Below are 20,597 nucleotides of genomic sequence, written 5' to 3'. Positions count from 1 at the left end.
GAGGCTTTCGAAAAATTGGTAAAGAAAAAGGACCAATCTTTCGAAAGCCGCATCTCATGCCCGTCATCACCAATATCCAAGACCTCAAACACATCTATGAACGACGCGTCCCGCGCATGTTCTTTGACTATGCCGAAAGCGGCAGCTGGACCGAGCAGACCTTTCGCGACAACAGCTCGGATTTCGAAGATATCCGCCTGCGCCAGCGGGTAGCGGTTGATATGACCGGGCGCACGACGGCGTCGCAGATGATCGGACAGGATGTTACCATGCCTGTTGCCCTTGCCCCCGTTGGTCTGACCGGCATGCAGCACGCGGATGGTGAGATCAAAGCCGCCAAAGCAGCCGAGGCTTTTGGCGTCCCCTTTACCCTGTCCACGATGTCAATCAATTCTATCGAGGAGGTGGCCGAGAACACCACTGCGCCCTTCTGGTTCCAACTCTACACCATGAAGGATCAGGACTATGTCTCTCGGCTGATCCAACGCGCCAAGGATGCAAAATGTTCGGCCCTTGTGATCACCCTGGACTTGCAAATACTCGGGCAGCGCCACAAGGACCTAAAGAATGGTCTGTCCGCGCCGCCAAAGCTGACGCCCAAGACCATCGCCAATCTGATGACAAAATGGACCTGGGGCATCGAAATGTTAGGCGCCAAACGGCGGAACTTCGGCAATATTGTTGGCCATGTTGATAATATCACTGATACAAGATCGCTGGGCACATGGACGGCGGAACAATTCGACCCCAGCCTGGATTGGGGCAAGGTTGAAAAGCTGATGAACCAATGGGGCGGCAAGGTGATCCTCAAAGGTATCCTGGATTCCGAGGATGCCAAGATGGCCGCCAAGCTGGGCGCCGATGCCATCGTGGTTTCAAACCACGGCGGACGCCAGTTGGACGGGGCGCTCAGTTCCATTCGTGTCCTGCCCGAGATTATGGACGCTGTCGGGAACGACATCGAAGTGCATCTGGACAGTGGCATCCGATCTGGCCAGGACGTTCTGAAAGCACTGGCACTTGGCGCGAAGGGCACCTTTATCGGGCGCGCCTTTGTTTACGGTCTTGGCGCAATGGGCCAGAAAGGCGTGACCACGGCACTTGAGATCATTCAGAAAGAACTTGATACGACCATGGCACTTTGCGGTGAACGCAATGTGAGCGATCTGGGCCGGCACAATTTGCTTGTCCCGAAAGACTTCGGAGGGAGCTGGACAGATTGATCGCGCGCATGGGGGCTCTGTCCTTGTCGCCGTTTGGCCGCCTCCCCCGAGATATTTAGAGCCAGTTGAAGTAAGGATTCCCTGCTTCATCTGGCCGAAAATACCTCGGAGCGCGGGACAGAGCCTCGCAAAATAGACGAGCTGCAAAAACCCCTTTCCAAACTCAATGAATCAAGCTAAGGACGCGGCTTCACGCGGGTATACAGCCTTGGAGGATACCCGCCCTAACATTGGAGAAATATCATGGCTGGAGAGATTCCTGATCTCGTAGCTCTGGAACGGACGGGGACAGGCAAGGGCGCCGCTCGTCAGGCACGCCGCGACGGCATGGTTCCGGGCATTGTTTTTGGTGGCGACAAAGAGCCGCTGCCGATCCAGATCCCGTTCAACGAACTGTTCAAGCGCCTGAAAGCGGGCCGGTTCAAGTCGACATTGTGGAACCTGAAGGTTGAAGGCCAGGAAGACGTTCGCGTCATCTGCCGCGACGTTCAGCGTGACGTTGTCAAAGACCTGCCGACCCACCTGGACCTGATGCGCCTGCGTCGGACCACCAAGATCGCACTGTTTATTCCGGTTGATTTCATCAACGAGGAAGAGGCCCCCGGCATCAAGAAAGGCGGCGTTCTGACCGTTGTCCGTCCTGAGGTCGAGCTGATGTGTACCGCTGGTGAGATTCCTGAGAAGATCACCGTTGATCTGACCGGTCTGAACATCAACGACGTTGTCACCATCTCGTCGGTCGATCTGCCTGCTGGCACCAAGCCGACCATCGACCGTGACTTTGTGATCGCCAACATCTCGGCCCCAACCGGCCTGGCTACAAGCGATGACGAAGAGGGCGAAGAGGGTGATGTTGCACCCGATGAAGTCGAAGTCGTCGGAAGCGAAGAAGAATAAGGCCGGATCCAAAGTTTCGGTTTTTGTGACGGGGCCCCATCGGGGTCCCGTTTTCTTTTGCCCATTGGGCTGGAAAATCGGCCCCGATCCGTGCCATCAACCAGTTGCGATATCGCGCTTGAGACAAGGACATGACGATGAAGCTGTTTGTCGGCCTGGGAAATCCCGGATCAAAATATGCTCGAAACCGGCACAATATTGGCTTTATGGCCGTTGACCGGATCGCCGAGGATTGCGGCTTTGGTCCTTGGAAATCCAAATTTCAGGCCGAAATCGCCGAAGGGCGGCTGGGTCAAGAAAAGGTTTTGCTTATCAAGCCTCAGACCTTCATGAACCGGTCCGGTCAATCGGTGGGCGAGGCCATGCGGTTTTACAAGTTGGATTCGACCGACGTCACTGTCCTACATGATGAATTGGATCTGGCGCCCGGTAAGGTCCGCGTCAAGGCAGGCGGAGGCCATGCCGGTCACAACGGGCTTCGGTCGATCCACGAACATATCAGCCCAGCCTATGATCGGGTGCGCCTTGGGATCGGTCATCCCGGGCGGAAAGAATTGGTTTCGCCATATGTCTTGGGCGATTTCGCGAAGGCTGACAACGACTGGTTGGAAGATGTCCTGCGCGGCGTTGCGGATGGCGCAAGGCACCTGGCCAATGGCGATGGCGGTAAGTTCATGAACGCCGTTGCCCAGCGAACGGCACCGCCACGTTCGTCCAAGTCACCGTCCGAGCACCCAAAACCAACGGCCCAGACGATTACCGAACCCGCCGAGGACAGCAGGTCAGCCATGCAGAAGCTGATGGACAAGTTCAAATAGCGCCCTTGCCGTTGCCCCTACGTCCGGATTGCGGAATTTTCCCGGGCAGGCTCCAATACCGGCAATCATGGGAGGCGACAAATGAGAGCTTTGTTTAAATGGGTGCTGCGTATCGCGCTGATGCTTGTGCTGGCAGCCGCCGTTGTCGGGTTCTGGAAACGCGAGGAAATTCAACGCTTGATGGCGGTGAACTCATTGTTTTCCCCCGAAAAGATCGTTCACAACTTCTCGCATATGGATGCAGCTTTCAAAACCGTCAACTTGCCGCGTGGGGATGGGGCCACATGGGAATTGCCTTACGGGCCCGGGTTTGACCTGCCAGCAGGCACGGATCAATGGATCGAAGACCGGTCGGTCACATCCTTGCTTGTGATGCAGGGCGGGCAGATCCGGTTTGAGGAATACTATCTGGGCACCACACCAGACGATCGACGCATTTCGTGGTCGGTTGCCAAAAGCTATCTTTCTGCATTGTTCGGCATATTGCTGGACGAAGGCGCAATCGCCTCATTGGACGATCCTGTCGTGCAATACGTACCCAAACTGCAAGGCACGGCCTATGATGGTACGACGATCCGCAACGTGTTGAACATGGCCAGCGGTGTGACCTTCAACGAGGATTATCTGGATTACAATTCTGACATCAACCGGATGGGTCGAGTGGTCGCCTTAGGCCGAGAACTGGACGATTTTGCCGCCTCGCTGCAAGACAGTTTCGCAACACCCGGAGAAACCTGGAAATACGTGTCAATCGACACCCATGTTATCGGTATGGTGGTCCGAGGAGCAACCGGTCGCAGCGTGGCCGAACTGCTTACAGAGCGCATTGTACAGCCGCTTGGGCTGGAGCGGGATGGCTATTACGTGACCGACGGGGCCGGAGTTGCCTTTGTTCTGGGGGGCTTGAATTTCACCACCCGCGACTATGCGCGTTTCGGTCAGATGATCCTGCAAAACGGGGTTCATGATGGGCAGCAACTGGTACCGGCTGAATGGATCGCCGCTTCGGTCCTGCCCAGTGCCCCGACCGCATCGGGCAAGATCGGCTATGGATATCAGTGGTGGATTCCCGTGGGCGCGCATGAGGGCGAGTTCATGGCCCGCGGCGTCTATGGTCAGTATATCTATTTCGACCAGCCGCGCGGGGTTCTGATCGTGTCCACCGGAGCCGATCGCAAGTTTCGAGACCCTGGCGTGAATGAGATCAACATAGAAATGTTCCGCAAGATTGCGCAAAGCCTGTAAGATGCTCTTATGCAGAAACAGGAAAGCATAAATGTTCTGGGGGGCGTGCTCGCCCCTTGCTCCCGCGATCCGCTGACCGGGTTCTTTCGCGATGGCGCCTGCAATACCTGCCCCGAGGATCAGGGCAGCCACACGGTTTGCGCGGTAATGACGGTCGAGTTTCTGGCCTATTCGAAATATGTCGGCAATGACCTCAGCACGCCGCGCCCCGAGTTTAATTTTCCAGGGCTGCGTGCCGGTGACAGCTGGTGTTTATGTGCGGGTCGCTTCCTGCAAGCCCACGACGAAGGATGCGCGCCCAAGGTTCATCTTGAGGCGACACATCAACGGGCGCTGGACATCGTGCCTCTGCGCATTCTCAACCAACACGCGGTTCAGGACTAGGCAGACCGGCCCGGGATCACCCGGACCGGCCCTTATTCGGGATCAATCCCGCAATTTCACAAGGTCAGACATCAGACCCTCGGTTCCGTTATGAACCGTCAGCCGCTCGACCTTGCCGGCGATGGTTTCCAGCGCTTCCAGCTCTTTCAGTCGCAGCATCACCGGGTTTTCCGCCATCACTTTCGCGGTGTTCAGCAAAGACCGCGTGGCGTTGGTTTCTTCCCTCCGCCGGATGACGTTGGCCTCGGCCTGTTTCTCGGCAGCGACTACGGCGGTCAGGATTTCGCGCATCTCGCCGGGCAGGATGACGTCTTTCAACGCGATCTCACCCACTTCGATGCCGATCCCGGCCATTTGTGTCCGCACCCGATCCGCAGCCTCGATGTCAACGCCCACCTTCTCGGCAAGTAGCCGGTCAAGCGTCATCGACCCAAGGGTCTTCCGGAACGCCAGTTGCAGGGCCCGGTGCAGGGCCTGATCAAAATCCTTCACCGCCCCCATCGCCTTGACCGGATCGACGACCCGGTAATCGGCGCTGAGGTTGACCCGGATGGTCACCCGGTCCTTGGTCAGTATCTCTTGACCCGTTACCTCATGGGTTCGTTGCCGCAGGTCGATCTGCTTGACCTCGACGTTCCGGCCCACCTTCCAGAAGGCATGAGCGCCGGGGTTCAGCCGATCCACCAGCACGCCATCCACCGTCAGCAAACCGACATGCCCTTCGGCAATCTCGACCCGCGTCAGGTGCATCTGCAGCCCTACCCGAACCAGCCGCTGCGCGACCGCTTTGTGCACAACCATGGACTCGGTCAGCGCGTGTTGCTCAACGGCCCAGGGGCCGGCATCCTTCCAAACTAGCGCCCGTACTTCGGGAATCAGCACTCGAGCGGGCACGCCATCCCGAAGCAGAACCAGAACCTCGTCGGGCCCTGCCCGAAACTCGGTCAGGTGCGCCTCGGCCAGTTCGAGCCGGTTCTGCATCAGCGCCCGCTCATAGGGCGACACGAAAAAGAGAGCCTCCAGATCGTGCAGCTCGGTCAGCACATCCCTGCGTGGCAGCCGGTGTTTCCCGGGGCCGAGGATGGTGTCAATTACCCCCTTGCGCAAAACCAGCACCCGCTGGGTCTCGGTCAGGGTCAGCCGTTGATGACCGGTCAGCCGGTCGATCAGATCTTGGAATAGTATCATTTCATTTCTCCTTTTCATCTCGCTCTATCGTCGTCGCAAAAGCGAACTCCTTTTCATGTTTTCAGTGGGTTGCACCCCGATTGGGTGACAGGTGTGAAGCCTTCGGATAAAGGCTGTGAAAGACCGGGCATCCCCCGCGCCGTGCCCTTTTGCGAGAGGGTCAGAGAGAGGGGCGCGGGACCAATGCGCCGCCTGTTCCCAAGGGATCAAGCGGGGCGTCAATCCGGCGACACCGTCATCTGCCCTCCGGCCCAAGACCAGAGCAGCGAAGACCCCTGCCCCGCCCGGCCAAAGCCTGACGTAGCGCGGTGCCACCCCTGCTGGGGAACACCCGGATCTTAATGATTTGGACCGTTTTCACGGACCGGCGTTGAAGGCCGGTGCTGACCTAACAGCGTTTGTTCAAATGGCGGGACTCGAACCCGCTACACATCGATTAACAGTCGATTGCTCTAACCAGAATGAGCTACATTTGGAGCTTTGGAAGGAGTCGAACCTTCGCTCACAGACTTGCCATCTGCCGCTCTTCCACCTGAGCTACAAAGCATGTACCAATCCCCGGTTTCGGCCCTGGCATACGGTTTCGGCAGCGCCGTCCGCACCGAGAGAGTGATCACCTCTGCTCGCTAGGGTCCGGCCCGTTTTGACCGGTAACGGCGGGTTTAGGCGAAGAGGCAGGATTCGCTCAATGATATTCTGAGAGGTGGAAATGCACCTGTGGCGGGTGCGCAACAAAATTACCCAGCTGCGCAACATTCGAAAAGCCGCAGGCTGGAAACCAAAGCTGCACACCGTTCAAAGGCACACAGCTTTTGTCAGAAATTTCAAATTTTACCGCCTGGTCAATCGGCGCTGCGACCTTCGGTATCCGACATGTCGAAGTTCAGATATTTCGCCACGGTCTGAACATCCTTGTCACCACGTCCACACATATTCATGCAGATCAGGTGATCCTTGGGCAGATCCGGCGCGATCTTCATCACATGAGCCAGCGCATGGCTAGGTTCAAGCGCCGGGATGATGCCTTCGGTTGCACAGCAAAGCTGGAACGCCTCAAGCGCCTCTTTGTCGGTGATCGACACATATTGCGCGCGGCCGATATCATTCAGCCATGAATGTTCAGGGCCAATGCCCGGGTAATCCAGACCAGCCGAGATCGAGTATCCTTCGAGGATTTGCCCGTCATCATCCTGCAGCAGATAGGTGCGGTTGCCATGCAGAACACCGGGGCGGCCGCCGGTCAGCGAGGCGCAATGTTCCATCTTGTCGTTCACGCCCTTACCACCGGCTTCGACACCGATGATGTTGACGGATTTATCATCCAGGAACGGATAGAACAGACCCATTGCGTTCGATCCACCACCGATGGCGGCGATGAGCGTGTCGGGTAAACGGCCCTCGGCCTTGTGCATCTGTTCCTTTGCTTCCTTGCCGATGATCGACTGAAAGTCGCGCACCATCGCCGGATACGGGTGCGGGCCAGCAACTGTACCGATGCAATAAAACGTATCGCGCACGTTGGTCACCCAGTCACGTAACGCATCGTTCATCGCGTCTTTCAATGTGCCACGACCTGACGTCACAGGGATCACTTCGGCCCCCAGCAGGCGCATGCGGAACACGTTCGGGGCCTGTCGCTGCACATCATGCGCGCCCATATAGACCACGCATTTCAAACCGAACTTGGCGCAAACGGTGGCTGTGGCCACGCCATGCTGTCCGGCGCCGGTCTCGGCAATGATCCGGGTCTTGCCCATGCGCCGCGCCAGAATGATCTGGCCCAATACGTTATTGATCTTGTGCGCGCCGGTGTGGTTCAGCTCATCGCGCTTCAGATAGATTTTGGCGCCACCCAGATGCTCGGTCAGGCGTTCGGCATAATATAATGGCGAGGGGCGTCCCACATAGTTGGCCCACAGATCGTCCATCTCGGCCCAAAATGTGGCATCGTCCTTGGCCTTTTCATATTCCTCTTCCAGCGCCAGGATCAGCGGCATCAGCGTTTCGCTGACAAAACGCCCGCCGAAAATGCCGAAACGGCCCTGCTCGTCTGGGCCGGACATGAAGGAATTGAAAAGATCGTTGGCCATGGGTGTCTCCATCGTCGTACCCGTTGTTCATAGGAGGTAGCGGCGGGATTTGCCATGGCAAAACGCACATGGGAATCCTTAGATGTGATACCTCAGCCGGCCCGAATTGCAGCGTCTACAAACGCACGAACCATCGCGGCATCCTTGATGCCCGGTGCACTTTCCACGCCCGAGGCGACATCGACCTGACGCGCGCCCGTCATACGGATGGCCTCGGCCACATTGCCGGGGTTCAACCCACCGGCCAGCATCCAGGGCTTGCGCCAGTATTTGCGCCCAGCCAGCAAACGCCAGTCAAACGCCAGCCCGTTTCCACCCGGCAGAACCGAGCTCTTTGGCGCCTTGGCATCTATCAGCAACTGATCGGCAACATCGCAATAAGTATCAATGTCGGCCAGGTCTTCGGCATCTGCAACACCAACCACCTTGATAACAGGCAACCCATAGCGCGCCTTGATTTCCTGCACCCGCTCGACAGATTCTGAGCCATGCAGCTGCAACATGTCAAAAGGGGCGACTGCGGTGATACTGTCCAACAACTCATCCGTGGCGTTCACAACCAAGGCGACCTTTGCAACCCCAACGGGGACATGCTCGAACAAAGCTGCTGCCTGTTGAGGCGAAACATATCGAGGCGATTTCGGAAAGAAGTTGAAACCAAGATACCGTGCACCCGCATCAGCTGCTGCGCGCACGTGATCTGGTGCAGTCAGGCCGCAGATTTTAACCGCTACATCCGACATTCCGGGCCTCAGCTGGCCTCATCCAACAGGGCGAGAACTTCGTCCTGTCCTTCGTTCTGCGCTTTCTTGAGCTTCTTGACCTCACGCTCAAGCTTGCGCACTTCACCTTTGCTGGCGGTAGCATCGCGGCGGTGCTTGTGCTCGCGCAGCCATTCCCAAAGAAAGCCAATGACCAGGCCAGCGACGATGCCACCCAGAACCACCACGAACAGCGGCAACGAGGCGCTGAAATTGAAGCCAAGCAAATCGGCTATAGCCGAGGGAATAAGCGTCAGCTCAACCGCTTCGCGGTTGGCCAGAGAGACTGAAATCAAGACGATCCCGAGGACCGCGAGAAAAGCATATCGAAGGTAGCGCATCATGGCCTAGGCTTTACCGTTCAACCGGTCCCTTAGCAACTTGCCAGTTTTGAAAAACGGAACACATTTTTCTTCGACCTGCACAGTTTCGCCGGTGCGCGGGTTACGACCCACACGGGCATCGCGCTGTTTCACTGAAAACGCCCCGAAGCCTCTCAGTTCAACCCGATCCCCTCGCGCCATCGCATCCGTTACTTCTTCGAACACGGTATTCACGATTCGCTCGACGTCACGCTGATAAAGATGCGGGTTCTCGTCGGCGATTTTCTGAATCAGTTCTGAACGGATCATGTGCGTTACCCTCCCAGGCGACCGGTTAACCATGCCTATTATTCTGAACAGTATAGGAAAAAACTGGGTTCGGGGGAACGTAAACTCTGCGGGCAAAGGCTGAAAATTACAGTTAAGTAACGCGAATTTTTGCCAGTTCATGTAATTTGCCCGACAAATGCATGAACCTAAGCCTCAATTAGCCTGAAAATGCGAACATGTTGATTCGCAACAAAAACGGCCCCGCGCTTTCACGCGGGGCCAGAAATTCGGCTTGACTGAGGCTCGGACTTAGTCGCCCGACTTCAGCGCTGCACCCAGGATATCGCCCAGCGATGCGCCCGAGTCGGAAGAACCGTACTGTTCCACGGCCTCTTTCTCTTCGGCGATCTCACGTGCCTTGATCGACAGACCCAGACGACGGGTCTTGCTGTCGACATTGGTGACGCGGACGTCGACCTTGTTACCGACCGAGAAACGCTCGGGGCGCTGTTCGGCACGGTCACGGCTCAGGTCGGAACGACGGATGAACGACTTCATACCTTCGTACTCTACCTCGATGCCGCCATCTTCGATCGCGGTGACCTCAACGGTGATGATCGAGCCACGCTTTACGCCGCCCACGGCTTCGGCGAACTTGTCACCGCCCAGGGCTTTGATCGACAGCGAGATACGCTCTTTCTCGACATCCACTTCAGACACAACGGCCTGTACCACGTCGTTCTTGTGGTAGTTCTGGATGGCATCCTCGCCACGCTCGTCCCAGGACAGATCGCTGAGGTGAACCATGCCGTCGATGTCGCCTTCGAGGCCAATGAACAGACCGAATTCGGTGATGTTCTTGACTTCGCCTTCGACTTCGGTGCCCTCGGGGTGTGTTTCTGCAAACACTTCCCACGGGTTGCGCTGAGTCTGCTTCAGGCCCAGAGACACGCGACGCTTGGCGCCATCGATTTCCAGAACCATGACGTCGACTTCCTGGCTCGTCGAAACGATCTTGCCGGGGTGGACGTTTTTCTTGGTCCAGGACATCTCGGACACGTGCACCAGACCTTCGACACCGGCTTCCAGCTCGACGAACGCGCCGTAGTCGGTGATGTTGGTGACGCGACCCTGATGAACCGAGCTCAGCGGATACTTGGCTGCAACCAGATCCCACGGATCTTCCTGCAGCTGCTTCATGCCCAGGCTGATGCGGTGGGTCTCTTTGTTGATCTTGATGACCTGAACGTTGATGGTCTCGCCGATCGTCAGGATCTCGGACGGGTGGTTCACACGGCGCCATGCCATGTCGGTGACGTGCAGCAGGCCGTCAACGCCGCCCAGGTCAACAAACGCACCGTATTCGGTGATGTTCTTGACCACGCCTTCTACGGTCTGACCTTCGGTCAGGTTGCCGATAACCTCGGCGCGCTGTTCGGCACGCGATTCTTCCAGGATTGCGCGGCGCGAAACAACGATGTTGCCACGGCGACGGTCCATTTTCAGAATCTGGAACGGCTGCTTCAGACCCATCAGAGGGCCAGCGTCGCGTACGGGGCGCACGTCAACCTGCGAGCCGGGCAGGAACGCAACTGCACCACCCAGATCGACGGTGAAGCCACCTTTGACACGACCAAAGATTGCACCTTCGACGCGCTGGTCGTCGGCATATGCTTTTTCCAGACGGTCCCATGCCTCTTCACGGCGGGCCATCTCGCGTGAGATGACAGCTTCGCCACGGGCGTTTTCTGCGGCGCGCAGGTAAACTTCAACCTCGTCACCAACAGTGATTTCAGGGGCTTCGCCAGGATTTGCGAATTCTTTCAGATCAACGCGGCCTTCCATTTTGTAGCCGACGTCGATGATGGCTTGGCCGGCTTCGATCGCCAGAACCTTACCTTTGACAACAGAACCCTCTTCGGGCGTGTCCATTTCGAAGCTTTCATTCAGGAGGGCTTCGAATTCCTCCATGGTTGTATCAGCCATCTGGCAGTGTTTTCCTTTACATAACGTTTTTGCTGGCCGAGCGGTTGTCTCCGCCGGTCTTAGTGGATTGGTCAGACGATCTGACATATACCGCAAAACAAAGAGGGCCGGTTGGTCCGACCCTGCTCGTCTCATTGTTTTATGGCTCAAATCGCCTTGTCGACGCGCGCTCTATAACGGGTTCGCACAGGCGCTGCAAGTTTTACCGTGCATATCACAAAATAACACGCAAACCCCAGCCTTGCATGGCTGAGGTCGGGTCGATTTGTATTCTTCTTCAGCTCCGAAAGGACAGAGCGCCTAAAACAGTTGCAGATCTTTTGAGCCGCTTTGGATTTCGGCAAAATTCGGCATGTTCTGGACCGCCAAAGGTACCGGGGCCGCGCCCGGCATCGCGACTGTTGGCTTCGCTGCTGCGGCCTTTCCAAAGGCAGGGCGCTCTAGCTCGCCCCGGATATCGCGCAGCAGGGTTTTGTGATCAGGCATTGATCTGAGTATCTGCGCAAGATCCACTTTCGCGCCTTTCCACCACTGGAACCAGATCGGTTTCTTCAACGGCCGCAAGCGATCGCGGATGCCGGCACCATAGCCCGTATCATAGACCTGCTTACCCAAAAGAACCGTTTGATAGACGCGGAAATCGAAAAGCGTTGCAAACTCGATATCTCGTTCCAAAGGCAGGCGGTGCTGCCACAGCTCAAGGTTCTCGGCCAGCCGATCCGGTATCTTCATTTCGGTCCGCGCGTCGATCCAATATTGATCATCCGTGCGGTTGCCCAAGCGGTAGTGCAGACAAATGAAATCCAGAACCTCGTCATAGAGCTTATCCATTTGCTTGTTATATCTCGCCCGCAGCGACGGTTCGATGTCCCGCGTAGGCAGATGCTCGGCGAACCAGCGCACCGCATGATCAATCATGTGGATCGCTGTACTTTCCAGCGGTTCGATGAACCCTCCGGCCAGTCCGATCGCCACGCAATTCTTGACCCAGGCATTGCGCACGCGTCCGATACGCATCGGGATCACACGCGGCGTCGCACCTTTGCCGCTGTCGCCCAGCCATTCGAGGTATTCATCCGCCGCCTGTTCATCCGTGCGATGCGCAGATGAGTAAACATAGCCCGTGCCCACACGGTTAAAGAGTGGCACCCGCCAGGTCCACCCCGCGCCAAGTGCGGTGGACCGTGTGACGCTTTCAATTTTTTCTGGATCCGGGTGCTCGATCTGCAACGCCATGGCGCGGTCGTTGGGCAGATAGTCAGAATAGTCCATGAAAGGCTCGCCCAGCGCCTTGTTGATAATCAAGCCGCGAAACCCGGTGCAATCCACGACCATCTCAATGTCATGGCGGCCTTTCTTTTCCAGCATCAGATGGCTGACATTGCCCTGCTCATCCAGCTCGACCGATTTCACCTCGTCCTGGATATGCTCAACGCCGCGCTTGGTGCAAACCCTGGTCAACATGCCTGCAAACTTCACAGCATCCAGATGATAGGCATAACCGAACCGCTGCTCAAACTCTGGCTGACCCAGTGGCCGTCCACCTTTGCACAGGCGTGCCAGATCATCATGGGGCGAGATGGACTGCGTGAAATCCCTATCGCCATTGCCAAAGCGCAGGAAGTATTCTGCAGGCTCTAACCCCTCTAACAACTGGCCATGCGCAAAAGGGTTCACGTAATCAATGCGATTGCCTTTGGCGTCCTTGTTCCAATTACAAAACTTCACGCCCAGCTTGAACGAGGCGTTGGTCTCACGAAAGAAATCCCGCTCTGAAATGCCGGCCTGGCGCAGCGTGACCGGCATCCGTGGAACCGTGGCCTCGCCAACGCCCACAGTCGAGATATTGGGGCTTTCGATCAGGCAGATACGCGGGCGATCCTTGGGTGCTGACGTGCGTGAAAACACCATTTCCAGGATCAGCGCGGTCATCCAACCTGCCGTGCCGCCACCCACAATGGTGATCTTGCGCAAACGATTATTCATATTTTCTGTCCCTGTTGGTTTTGGGGTTTTTTAGCCGCCTGCCCTTTTTGATTTTGGGGCTTGTAAAGCAGCTTTCCCTTTTTGCCTGAGAGAAACTATAACAGCTTTCCTGCATCCAGCTAGGCACTATGACGGCCGAACCTACATACATGTCGGGTCATCAGACCCGGCAACACAGGCCGCTCGCCACTGCGCGACTTTCTTTAGGATGGTGGATGCTGCGAGAAAGGAAATGCGCAAGTACCGGCCCTGCGTCAGATATCCTCGCCTTTTTTCAGAAGCTCTTCGATCAGAGCGCGCTGAAGATCATTGCTATCGCCGCCGCCAAATTCCGCAACTCCGCTGGAATACAAGGTGCCGTAGGTGTTGGCGATGTTCACCGTCTGGGCCAGCCCCGAGATCAACTGATCCCTTTCCAGCCGCGATAAGGGGTGGATGAACGCAGCCCACAAGGTGCCATTGGCAATCGCATATCGCGCATCCAGGGTACTGTCGAAATTCGCCTGCATCATCCGTTGCATGTCCTGAGCACTCAGATCTTCGACACTTTGGATCGACACCATGGCCCGCATCCGGTCCGCATTGACGTCAGTAATCACCAGAACGGGAACCTCCGCGATGGTAAGCTGAAAGCCCGGCCCAAGAGGCTCTGTCTCGGGGTCAAGCGCAAACAATATCTTGCCCAAACGCTCGTAGGTCATTGGCGGTTCTGCCTCTTGCGCTGAAAGCGCACTGGCGAGAAAGGTAAAAATCAAAATCAGGCGGAACATCGATTACCTCCGGCAGATGTCGATACAAAGGTAATCGACGCCTCGGGCACTGGCCAAACAAAGCTTAGTGAACAAAGTTGTGTTTGCTCTGGCAAACGGCCCTAGGGCAGAACTGGTTCGATGACCTCAATCGCGCGGGCGAGAGCTGCGTCAATGCTCAGGTCCGAGGTATCCAGTATGACCGCATCCTCAGCTGGCTTCATAGGTGCCGTGCTGCGTTCGGCATCCCGAGCGTCCCGCTCTCGCACATCGGCCAACACCTGTGCGCGTGTAACCTGATGGCCCTTGGCGTCCAGTTCCAGAAACCGTCTCTCAGCGCGCACTTCGGCGCTGGCGGTGACAAACAGTTTCACCTCGGCCCGCGGGCAAATAACGGTTCCGATATCGCGACCGTCCAACACCGCACCGCCCGCGCGGCGCGCAAAGGCGCGCTGAAAATCGACCAATGCAGCCCGCACCTCGGGGATAACTGCAACTTTCGAGGCCGCTTGCGCGATTTCAGTGGTGCGCAGATCACCCTGATCCAGGTCCTCGGCCGTCAGCGTTTGCGCGGCACTAACCGGGTCGGCACCTTCCAGCGTTCTGCGGCCAACCGCACGGTAAAGCAGGCCGGTATCGAGATGCGCAAACCCGAAATGGGCGGCAACGGCATTGGAAATCGTGCCCTTCCCCGCTGCTGCCGGGCCATCGATTGCTATGGTGAAACTGGCAACTGCCATCGCATTTACCGGTTGTTTCGCTGCAGCCGCGCACCAAGGCCAGCCATCAACGGTTCGAAGATCGGGAAAGATGTTGCGATCGGGCCGCCATCGTCGACCCCGACCGGTTTTTTCGCCCCCATACCCATAACCATAAAGGACATCGCGATCCGATGATCCAGAAAGCTCTCACAGGTGCCGCCGCCGGGAACATTGCCAATTCCCAAACCATCCACAGACCACCAATCATCGCCCTCATCGACGGTGACGCCATTAACGCGCAGGCCGCGGGCCATCGCATCAATACGGTCGCTTTCCTTGACGCGCAGCTCTTTCACGCCGCCCATCATCGTGGTGCCCGTGGCATTTGCCGCGACCACAGACAGAACCGGGTATTCGTCAATCATCGAGGCCGCTCGTTCCGGAGGAACCGAGATTCCCTTCATATCGGGCGAATAGCGTGCGCGCAGATCGGCAACCGGTTCGCCGCCCTCTTCGCGCTCATTCTCATAGGTCAAGTCAGCACCCATCTCACGCAGAGTGGTAAACAGACCCGCGCGGGTCGGGTTCAGGCCGATGCCCGGAACCAGAACATCGGATCCGGGCGTGATCAGCGCAGCACAGACCGGAAAGGCCGCGCTTGAGGGGTCGCGCGGAACGGCTATGACCTGCGGCTTCAGTTCGGGGCGCCCGGTCAGGGTGATAACACGCCCCTTATCCGTGTCCTCGACGGTAATCTCGGCCCCAAACCCGGCCAGCATCCGCTCGGAATGGTCCCGGGTCGCTTCGGCCTCAATCACCACGGTCTTGCCCGGTGCGTTCAGACCTGCCAACAAAACGGCAGATTTCACCTGTGCGGAGGGAACAGGAACCTCGTACTTTACTGGGACAGGGTCTGCTGCACCCACAATCGTCATGGGTAGGCGCCCCCCGGTGCGTCCCACAGATTGCGCACCAAACAACGCCAGAGGATCGGTTACCCGCGCCATAGGGCGTTTGTTGAGGCTGGCATCCCCTGTGAATGTCGCGGAAATCGCAGAGGTCGCCATCGCGCCCATGATCAACCGAACGCCGGTGCCCGAGTTGCCGCAGTCTATGACCTGATCGGGTTCGGCAAAGCCACCGACGCCCACACCATGGACAGACCATTCGCCACCCCCGTGATCCGTCACCTCAGCCCCAAATGCACGCATCGCCTTTGCGGTGTCCAGAACGTCCTCACCCTCCAACAGACCGGTGATCCGGGTTTCACCCACGGCCATCGCGCCCAGGATCAGCGATCGGTGCGAGATCGACTTGTCACCAGGCACCTCGGCCGTTCCGGTCAGCGGACCGCAAGGGTGCGAGGTCATCGGGATGGGCGTGCCGTGTCCGGACATGGGGGCTCCTGTTTTCGCTATCAGTTCCCAAGCCGATTAGCGAATTGGGGCCGCTTGGTCCAGCCGCAATTAGCCGTTGCGGCGGAAGGTCAGGTAATGCGGTGTCCGCCCTTCGCGCAGGGCCTTCTGCTCATAGCGCGTGGAAATCCAGTCCTCCCAGGGCTCACGCCAATCGGTGGGGCGTTCCGCCAACCATTCAAAACCAGCGCCAGGCACCTCTTCCAACGTTTGGCGCACATAGTCGGGAATATCTGTTGCAACGCGAAAGATCGCGCCCGGTTTCAGCGACCGCGCCAACGGCTCCAGATGCTCTGGGGTCACGAACCGACGGCGGTGATGCCGGGTTTTGGGCCAGGGGTCGGGGTACAGAAGAAAGGCGCGTGATATGCTGGCTTCGGGCAAGACATCAAAAAGATCGCGCGCATCGCCGGGATGCACCGCCAGATTCTCGACCCCAGCCTTGCGAATCTTGCCCAACAACATGGCAACACCGTTGATATAGGGTTCAGCCCCAATGATACCGATATCGGGATTGCTGGCCGCCTGATGCACCAGATGCTCGCCGCCGCCAAAGCCGATCTCAAGCCAGACATCCTTGCCACCGAACAGTTCCTTCAGATCCAGCGGATTGCGTTCAGGATTGCTCTCCCAGTCCACAGCACCCGGAGACAGCGCATCGAGGTCTTCGCTCAGATACGTCTTTTGGCTTTGCTTCAGGGTCTTGCCTTTGAACCGGCCATAAAAGTTTCTGCGGGGGCGTTGGGGTGTCTGGGTGCTCATGGCGGTGCCCATACTGCGGGGACGGCTCAGAGGCAAGGGGCGGCGGCAGAGCAGAATAGCCGCCGCCTCTCATACATTTCCCAAGAAATAGGCGCGCCCGCAAGGGCGCACCTAATAATACCAGTCAGATCAAACCGCCGCTTTCAACGCGTCTGCTAGATCTGTACGCTCCCAGCTGAAACCCCCATCCGCTTCCGGCTGGCGACCAAAATGGCCATAGGCTGCTGTGCGCTGATAGATCGGCTTGTTCAGCTCCAGATGCTGACGGATGCCACGTGGGGTCAGGTCCATCACCTGGCCGACGGCTTTTTCAATCCGATCATCCGCGATCTGCCCCGTGCCATGCGTGTCCGCATAGATCGACAGAGGCCGGGAAACGCCAATGGCATAGCTCAGCTGGATCGTGCAACGCTCGGCCATTCCCGCGGCCACGACATTCTTAGCCAGATAACGCGCGGCATAAGCCGCCGAACGGTCTACCTTGGTCGGGTCTTTGCCCGAAAACGCTCCGCCACCATGAGGCGCTGCACCACCATAAGTGTCCACGATGATCTTACGACCGGTCAGACCCGCATCGCCATCCGGACCGCCAATGACGAACTTGCCGGTGGGGTTCACGTGCCAATCGGTCTGATCGGTCAGCCAACCCTCGGGCAGAGTTTCGGTGATATACGGCTCAACAATGGCGCGAATATCGGCCGAGCTCAGCGTCTCATCCAGATGCTGGGTCGACAGAACGATCGAGCTGACGCCAACCGGCTTGCCATCCTGGTAGATCACTGACAGCTGCGATTTCGCATCCGGGCCCAGCGCAGGCTCGGTCCCGTTCTTGCGCACCTCGGCCAGACGGCGCAGGATTGCATGGGAATACTGGATCGGCGCAGGCATAAGCGCGGGTGTCTCGGTGGTGGCATAGCCGAACATGATGCCCTGATCACCAGCACCTTCGTCCTTGTCACCCGACGCATCTACGCCCTGCGCAATATGTGCAGATTGCTCATGCAGCAGGTTCGTAACTTCTACCGTCTCGTGGTGGAACTTATCCTGCTCATAGCCGATATCCTTGATACAGGCGCGGGCGATCTCGTCGATGCGGCCCATATAGTCATGCAGCTTGTCCTGATCAGACAGCCCCACTTCGCCGCCGATCACCACGCGATCCGTTGTCGCAAAGGTCTCGCACGCAACGCGTGCCTCGGGTTCTTCGTTCAGAAATGCGTCAAGTACAGCATCGGAAATACGGTCACAAACCTTATCCGGATGCCCTTCGGAAACGGATTCCGAAGTAAAGGTATAGTTCTGTCGGGACATACAAGTGCTCCATTAAGATTACCCCGTCACGCCAGGAAGCCGTTGTGATGGGCACAAGAGGGGATAAGCCCCCCAAAACCGAGGGTCAATGCGAAATCATAGGTTTCGCCGCCGCAGCCCGTACCAAAACAGGCTAAACAGCACCAATAACACGGCAAAGACAGTATTATCCCCCATTCGGGAATAAGCCGTCGGAGAATGAGGCGCCGGAAGTCCGGCATCAATATAGCCCGCCTGCCCAAGCGGCAGGGCCTCGGTGATCCGGCCCAGCGGGTCAATCATGGCGGAGACGCCGGTATTGGCCGAACGCATCATGGGCAGCCCCTGCTCGATGGCGCGCATCTGTGCCTGAGCCAGGTGCTGATACGGTCCTGAGCGCGTTCCGAACCACGCATCATTGGTGATTTGCAGAAGGAAATCAGCGCGCCCCGGCGCGGATAGGACATCCTGGGTGAACACAGCTTCGTAGCAGATCAACGGCAGCGCTTTACCCAATGGGCCTGCATCCAGCAGCGCCGCCCCCGACCCGGCGCTGAACCCATGTCCGGTGGTTGCAGCCATGCCATAGATCCCGAACCGCGCCATCACGTCGCCAAACGGAACATATTCGCCAAAAGGCGCCAGATGATGTTTGTCGTACAGCCCCTGCTGAGCCCCATCCACATCAAGGTAGATCATCGAGTTGTAGATACGCGGCCCGTCGCCTCGTTGAATTCCCAGAACAACCGGCGTGCCTTGCGCCGCCTCGGCGATGGCATCCAGATACGGCTGCGCGCTGCCCAGCCAGGCGGGAACCGAGGTTTCAGGCCAAACGATCAGGTCTGGCTGCGGTTCGGCGGCAGTAAACTCAATCTGACGTGCGAAGAAAAGAGGTGCAAACTCTGGATCCCATTTCTGATGTTGCAACGCATTGGGCTGAACCAAGCGAACGATATGTCCCGTTTCGACCACAGCGGGCCGCGTCCCTGCATAGCCCAAAGCCAATGCGACCGATGCCACACTGATGCCCAAGGGCACGAATACTCTGGAACGCAGCGCCAAAGCCGCCCCTAGTGGCAGAGTCGCCACCAAGGTCAGCGCCCCAAGCCCGTAAGGCCCAAAAAGTGACAGTAGCTGCGCAACAGGGGTCTCGACCCAGACCTGCGCCAGCCCGGCCCAGGGGAACCCGGTCAGAACATAACCCCGGGCACATTCCGCCAACGAGATTGCCAAGGCGAGAAACAACGCCTGTGAAACCCCGCGCGCGCCGGGCCTGCGAGCAACCCAGAATGCCAGCGCCCAGAACAGCGCCAAACCACCAGCCATGAAGACCAAAGCAAACGGAGCCATCCAAGCGTGACGATCGGCGTCCACCAGAAACGGCTCGACAATCCAGCTGAGTGCATGGGCGAAATACCCGGTCCCAAATGCCCAACCGATCCACGCCGCACGCGCACGTGTCTCGGTGCTCTGAAATATTGGTGCGACCAACACCAACGCCAATACAGTAGCCACCCAATACCCAAAGGGAGCCAGTCCAAATGCAGCCAGCCCTCCCAACAAACCAGAAAGGACAAATCTAAGCCAAATGGGCCAAGCCCGTATCAGGTTCATGCAACGATATCCGGCAGCATGACACGCAGCCGTTTGATGCGCCGCGGATCCGCATCAATCACCTCAAATTCAGGCCCTTCCGGATGCAGAACAACCTCTCCTCGTGCCGGAACCCGTCCGGACAACATGAAGACCAACCCGCCAAGCGTGTCGATCTCTTCCTCATCGACATCTTCGTGGCTGGTCAAGGATCGCCCGATCTCGGCTTCGAAATCTTCAAGGGGTATCCGCGCCTGCACCACATAACATCCAGGTTTTTCCTGAACCCAAAGTTGGCTTTCATCCGCATCATGTTCGTCCGCGATCTCACCAACAACCTGTTCGATCAGGTCTTCGATCGTCAGCAACCCGTCGACACCACCATATTCGTCGATCACCAATGCCATGTGGCGGCGCTCGGTTTGCATTTTGGTCATCAGCACACCGATCGGCATCGAAGGCGGCACGAACAGCAATGTCCGCAACATCGACACCAGATCAAACTCAGTCGAGCCGCCGTTGAACCCGTGCGTCAACGCGAAATCTTTCAGGTGGATAAAACCCAAAGGCGTATCCAGCGTTCCTTCATATACAGGTATCCTGGACAGACCGCTTTCCCGGAAAACCTGGGCCAGCTCATCTTTGGATATCGTCGACGGTACTGACACGATCTCGACCGTGGGAATCGCCACATCCTCGACCCGCATCCGGCGCAGGTTAATCATGCCGCGAGGTTGAGCCGGATCGACCTCTTGCCCATTGACCTCAGAAGCCGAGTCTTCACTCTGCGTTGAGAACGCATCCACTATTCGAGAGAAAAGTCCTGGTCTCTCAGTGACATTTTCGTTGCCGTCCTTCGGTTGCGCGCCCTGCGCCGCCATAGAACTGCCGTCTGTTTCGCCCATTTTCCCATTCC

At 57.7% G+C, this 20,597-nt stretch carries 19 protein-coding genes, 1 tRNA gene and 1 riboswitch; of the genes, 5 read left to right on the top strand and 15 right to left on the bottom strand.

What is annotated here, in order from left to right:
* Window positions 1-56: 56 nt before the first annotated feature.
* From AC2FH6_RS20910 to AC2FH6_RS20890, 5 genes are all read left to right on the top strand, one after another.
* The gene (locus tag AC2FH6_RS20910; protein WP_282022282.1) at window positions 57-1,223 is read left to right on the top strand and encodes an alpha-hydroxy acid oxidase; all 1,167 of its coding nucleotides are present in this window, start codon (window positions 57-59) and stop codon (window positions 1,221-1,223) included.
* A 243-nt stretch (window positions 1,224-1,466) separates the two neighbouring features.
* Entirely contained in the window at window positions 1,467-2,120 is a 654-nt protein-coding gene (locus AC2FH6_RS20905; RefSeq protein ID WP_142639464.1) for a 50S ribosomal protein L25/general stress protein Ctc, read from the top strand.
* Between the two features lie 137 nt (window positions 2,121-2,257).
* Window positions 2,258-2,938 carry an aminoacyl-tRNA hydrolase gene (gene pth / locus AC2FH6_RS20900; RefSeq protein WP_496704108.1) on the top strand — a complete coding sequence of 227 codons (681 nt, stop codon included), beginning with the start codon at window positions 2,258-2,260 and terminating at the stop codon, window positions 2,936-2,938.
* Window positions 2,939-3,019: 81 nt separating this feature from the next.
* Window positions 3,020-4,183: a serine hydrolase domain-containing protein gene (locus AC2FH6_RS20895; RefSeq protein WP_496703561.1), complete on the top strand. Its 1,164-nt coding sequence runs from the start codon at window positions 3,020-3,022 to the stop codon at window positions 4,181-4,183.
* Between the two features lie 9 nt (window positions 4,184-4,192).
* Entirely contained in the window at window positions 4,193-4,567 is a 375-nt protein-coding gene (locus tag AC2FH6_RS20890) for a DUF2237 family protein (RefSeq protein ID WP_142639459.1), read from the top strand.
* 42 nt (window positions 4,568-4,609) lie between these two features.
* On the opposite strand, the gene AC2FH6_RS20885 is transcribed toward AC2FH6_RS20890, so the two are convergent.
* The 15 genes from AC2FH6_RS20885 to AC2FH6_RS20815 all read right to left on the bottom strand — a co-directional run bounded on the left by AC2FH6_RS20885 (window position 4,610) and on the right by AC2FH6_RS20815 (window position 20,586).
* A complete protein-coding gene (locus AC2FH6_RS20885; protein WP_496704107.1) occupies window positions 4,610-5,755 on the bottom strand; it encodes a slipin family protein in 1,146 nt (381 codons plus the stop codon).
* Window positions 5,756-6,156: 401 nt separating this feature from the next.
* Window positions 6,157-6,231, bottom strand: a tRNA-Asn gene (locus AC2FH6_RS20880).
* 366 nt (window positions 6,232-6,597) lie between these two features.
* Window positions 6,598-7,845 carry a tryptophan synthase subunit beta gene (gene trpB, locus AC2FH6_RS20875; RefSeq protein ID WP_281973469.1) on the bottom strand — a complete coding sequence of 416 codons (1,248 nt, stop codon included), beginning with the start codon at window positions 7,843-7,845 and terminating at the stop codon, window positions 6,598-6,600.
* A 92-nt stretch (window positions 7,846-7,937) separates the two neighbouring features.
* Window positions 7,938-8,588, bottom strand: a complete 651-nt coding sequence (locus AC2FH6_RS20870) for a phosphoribosylanthranilate isomerase (protein WP_496703554.1) — start codon at window positions 8,586-8,588, stop codon at window positions 7,938-7,940.
* Window positions 8,589-8,596: 8 nt separating this feature from the next.
* Window positions 8,597-8,947, bottom strand: a complete 351-nt coding sequence (locus tag AC2FH6_RS20865; protein WP_271951622.1) for a lipopolysaccharide assembly protein LapA domain-containing protein — start codon at window positions 8,945-8,947, stop codon at window positions 8,597-8,599.
* Between the two features lie 6 nt (window positions 8,948-8,953).
* Complete coding sequence (ihfB, locus tag AC2FH6_RS20860) at window positions 8,954-9,238, bottom strand: integration host factor subunit beta (RefSeq protein ID WP_037310872.1); 285 nt, start codon at window positions 9,236-9,238, stop codon at window positions 8,954-8,956.
* A 270-nt stretch (window positions 9,239-9,508) separates the two neighbouring features.
* Window positions 9,509-11,185 (bottom strand): 30S ribosomal protein S1, encoded by a 1,677-nt coding sequence (gene rpsA / locus AC2FH6_RS20855; protein ID WP_142639449.1) that lies wholly within the window; start codon window positions 11,183-11,185, stop codon window positions 9,509-9,511.
* Window positions 11,186-11,485: 300 nt separating this feature from the next.
* A complete protein-coding gene (locus AC2FH6_RS20850; protein WP_142639447.1) occupies window positions 11,486-13,171 on the bottom strand; it encodes a tryptophan halogenase family protein in 1,686 nt (561 codons plus the stop codon).
* Window positions 13,172-13,425: 254 nt separating this feature from the next.
* Window positions 13,426-13,941 (bottom strand): hypothetical protein, encoded by a 516-nt coding sequence (locus AC2FH6_RS20845; protein ID WP_271951586.1) that lies wholly within the window; start codon window positions 13,939-13,941, stop codon window positions 13,426-13,428.
* 101 nt (window positions 13,942-14,042) lie between these two features.
* A complete protein-coding gene (locus AC2FH6_RS20840) occupies window positions 14,043-14,660 on the bottom strand; it encodes a (d)CMP kinase (RefSeq protein WP_496704106.1) in 618 nt (205 codons plus the stop codon).
* A 5-nt stretch (window positions 14,661-14,665) separates the two neighbouring features.
* Window positions 14,666-16,018: a 3-phosphoshikimate 1-carboxyvinyltransferase gene (gene aroA, locus AC2FH6_RS20835; RefSeq protein ID WP_496704105.1), complete on the bottom strand. Its 1,353-nt coding sequence runs from the start codon at window positions 16,016-16,018 to the stop codon at window positions 14,666-14,668.
* A 69-nt stretch (window positions 16,019-16,087) separates the two neighbouring features.
* Entirely contained in the window at window positions 16,088-16,798 is a 711-nt protein-coding gene (gene trmB / locus AC2FH6_RS20830) for a tRNA (guanine(46)-N(7))-methyltransferase TrmB (protein ID WP_496704104.1), read from the bottom strand.
* Between the two features lie 129 nt (window positions 16,799-16,927).
* Window positions 16,928-18,109: a methionine adenosyltransferase gene (gene metK, locus AC2FH6_RS20825; protein ID WP_142639436.1), complete on the bottom strand. Its 1,182-nt coding sequence runs from the start codon at window positions 18,107-18,109 to the stop codon at window positions 16,928-16,930.
* Between the two features lie 5 nt (window positions 18,110-18,114).
* A riboswitch (SAM-SAH riboswitch) is annotated at window positions 18,115-18,163 on the bottom strand.
* A 42-nt stretch (window positions 18,164-18,205) separates the two neighbouring features.
* Window positions 18,206-19,702 carry an apolipoprotein N-acyltransferase gene (gene lnt, locus AC2FH6_RS20820; protein WP_496704103.1) on the bottom strand — a complete coding sequence of 499 codons (1,497 nt, stop codon included), beginning with the start codon at window positions 19,700-19,702 and terminating at the stop codon, window positions 18,206-18,208.
* Window positions 19,699-20,586 carry a hemolysin family protein gene (locus tag AC2FH6_RS20815; protein ID WP_142639432.1) on the bottom strand — a complete coding sequence of 296 codons (888 nt, stop codon included), beginning with the start codon at window positions 20,584-20,586 and terminating at the stop codon, window positions 19,699-19,701. The genes lnt and AC2FH6_RS20815 overlap by 4 nt, the downstream gene beginning before the upstream one ends.
* Between the last annotated feature and the right edge of the window lie 11 nt (window positions 20,587-20,597).

The organism is Ruegeria sp. CDSC045, from assembly GCF_059610725.1.
The sequence above is the reverse complement of the archived record's forward strand: the minus strand, read 5'-3'. Positions and strand labels throughout refer to the sequence as shown.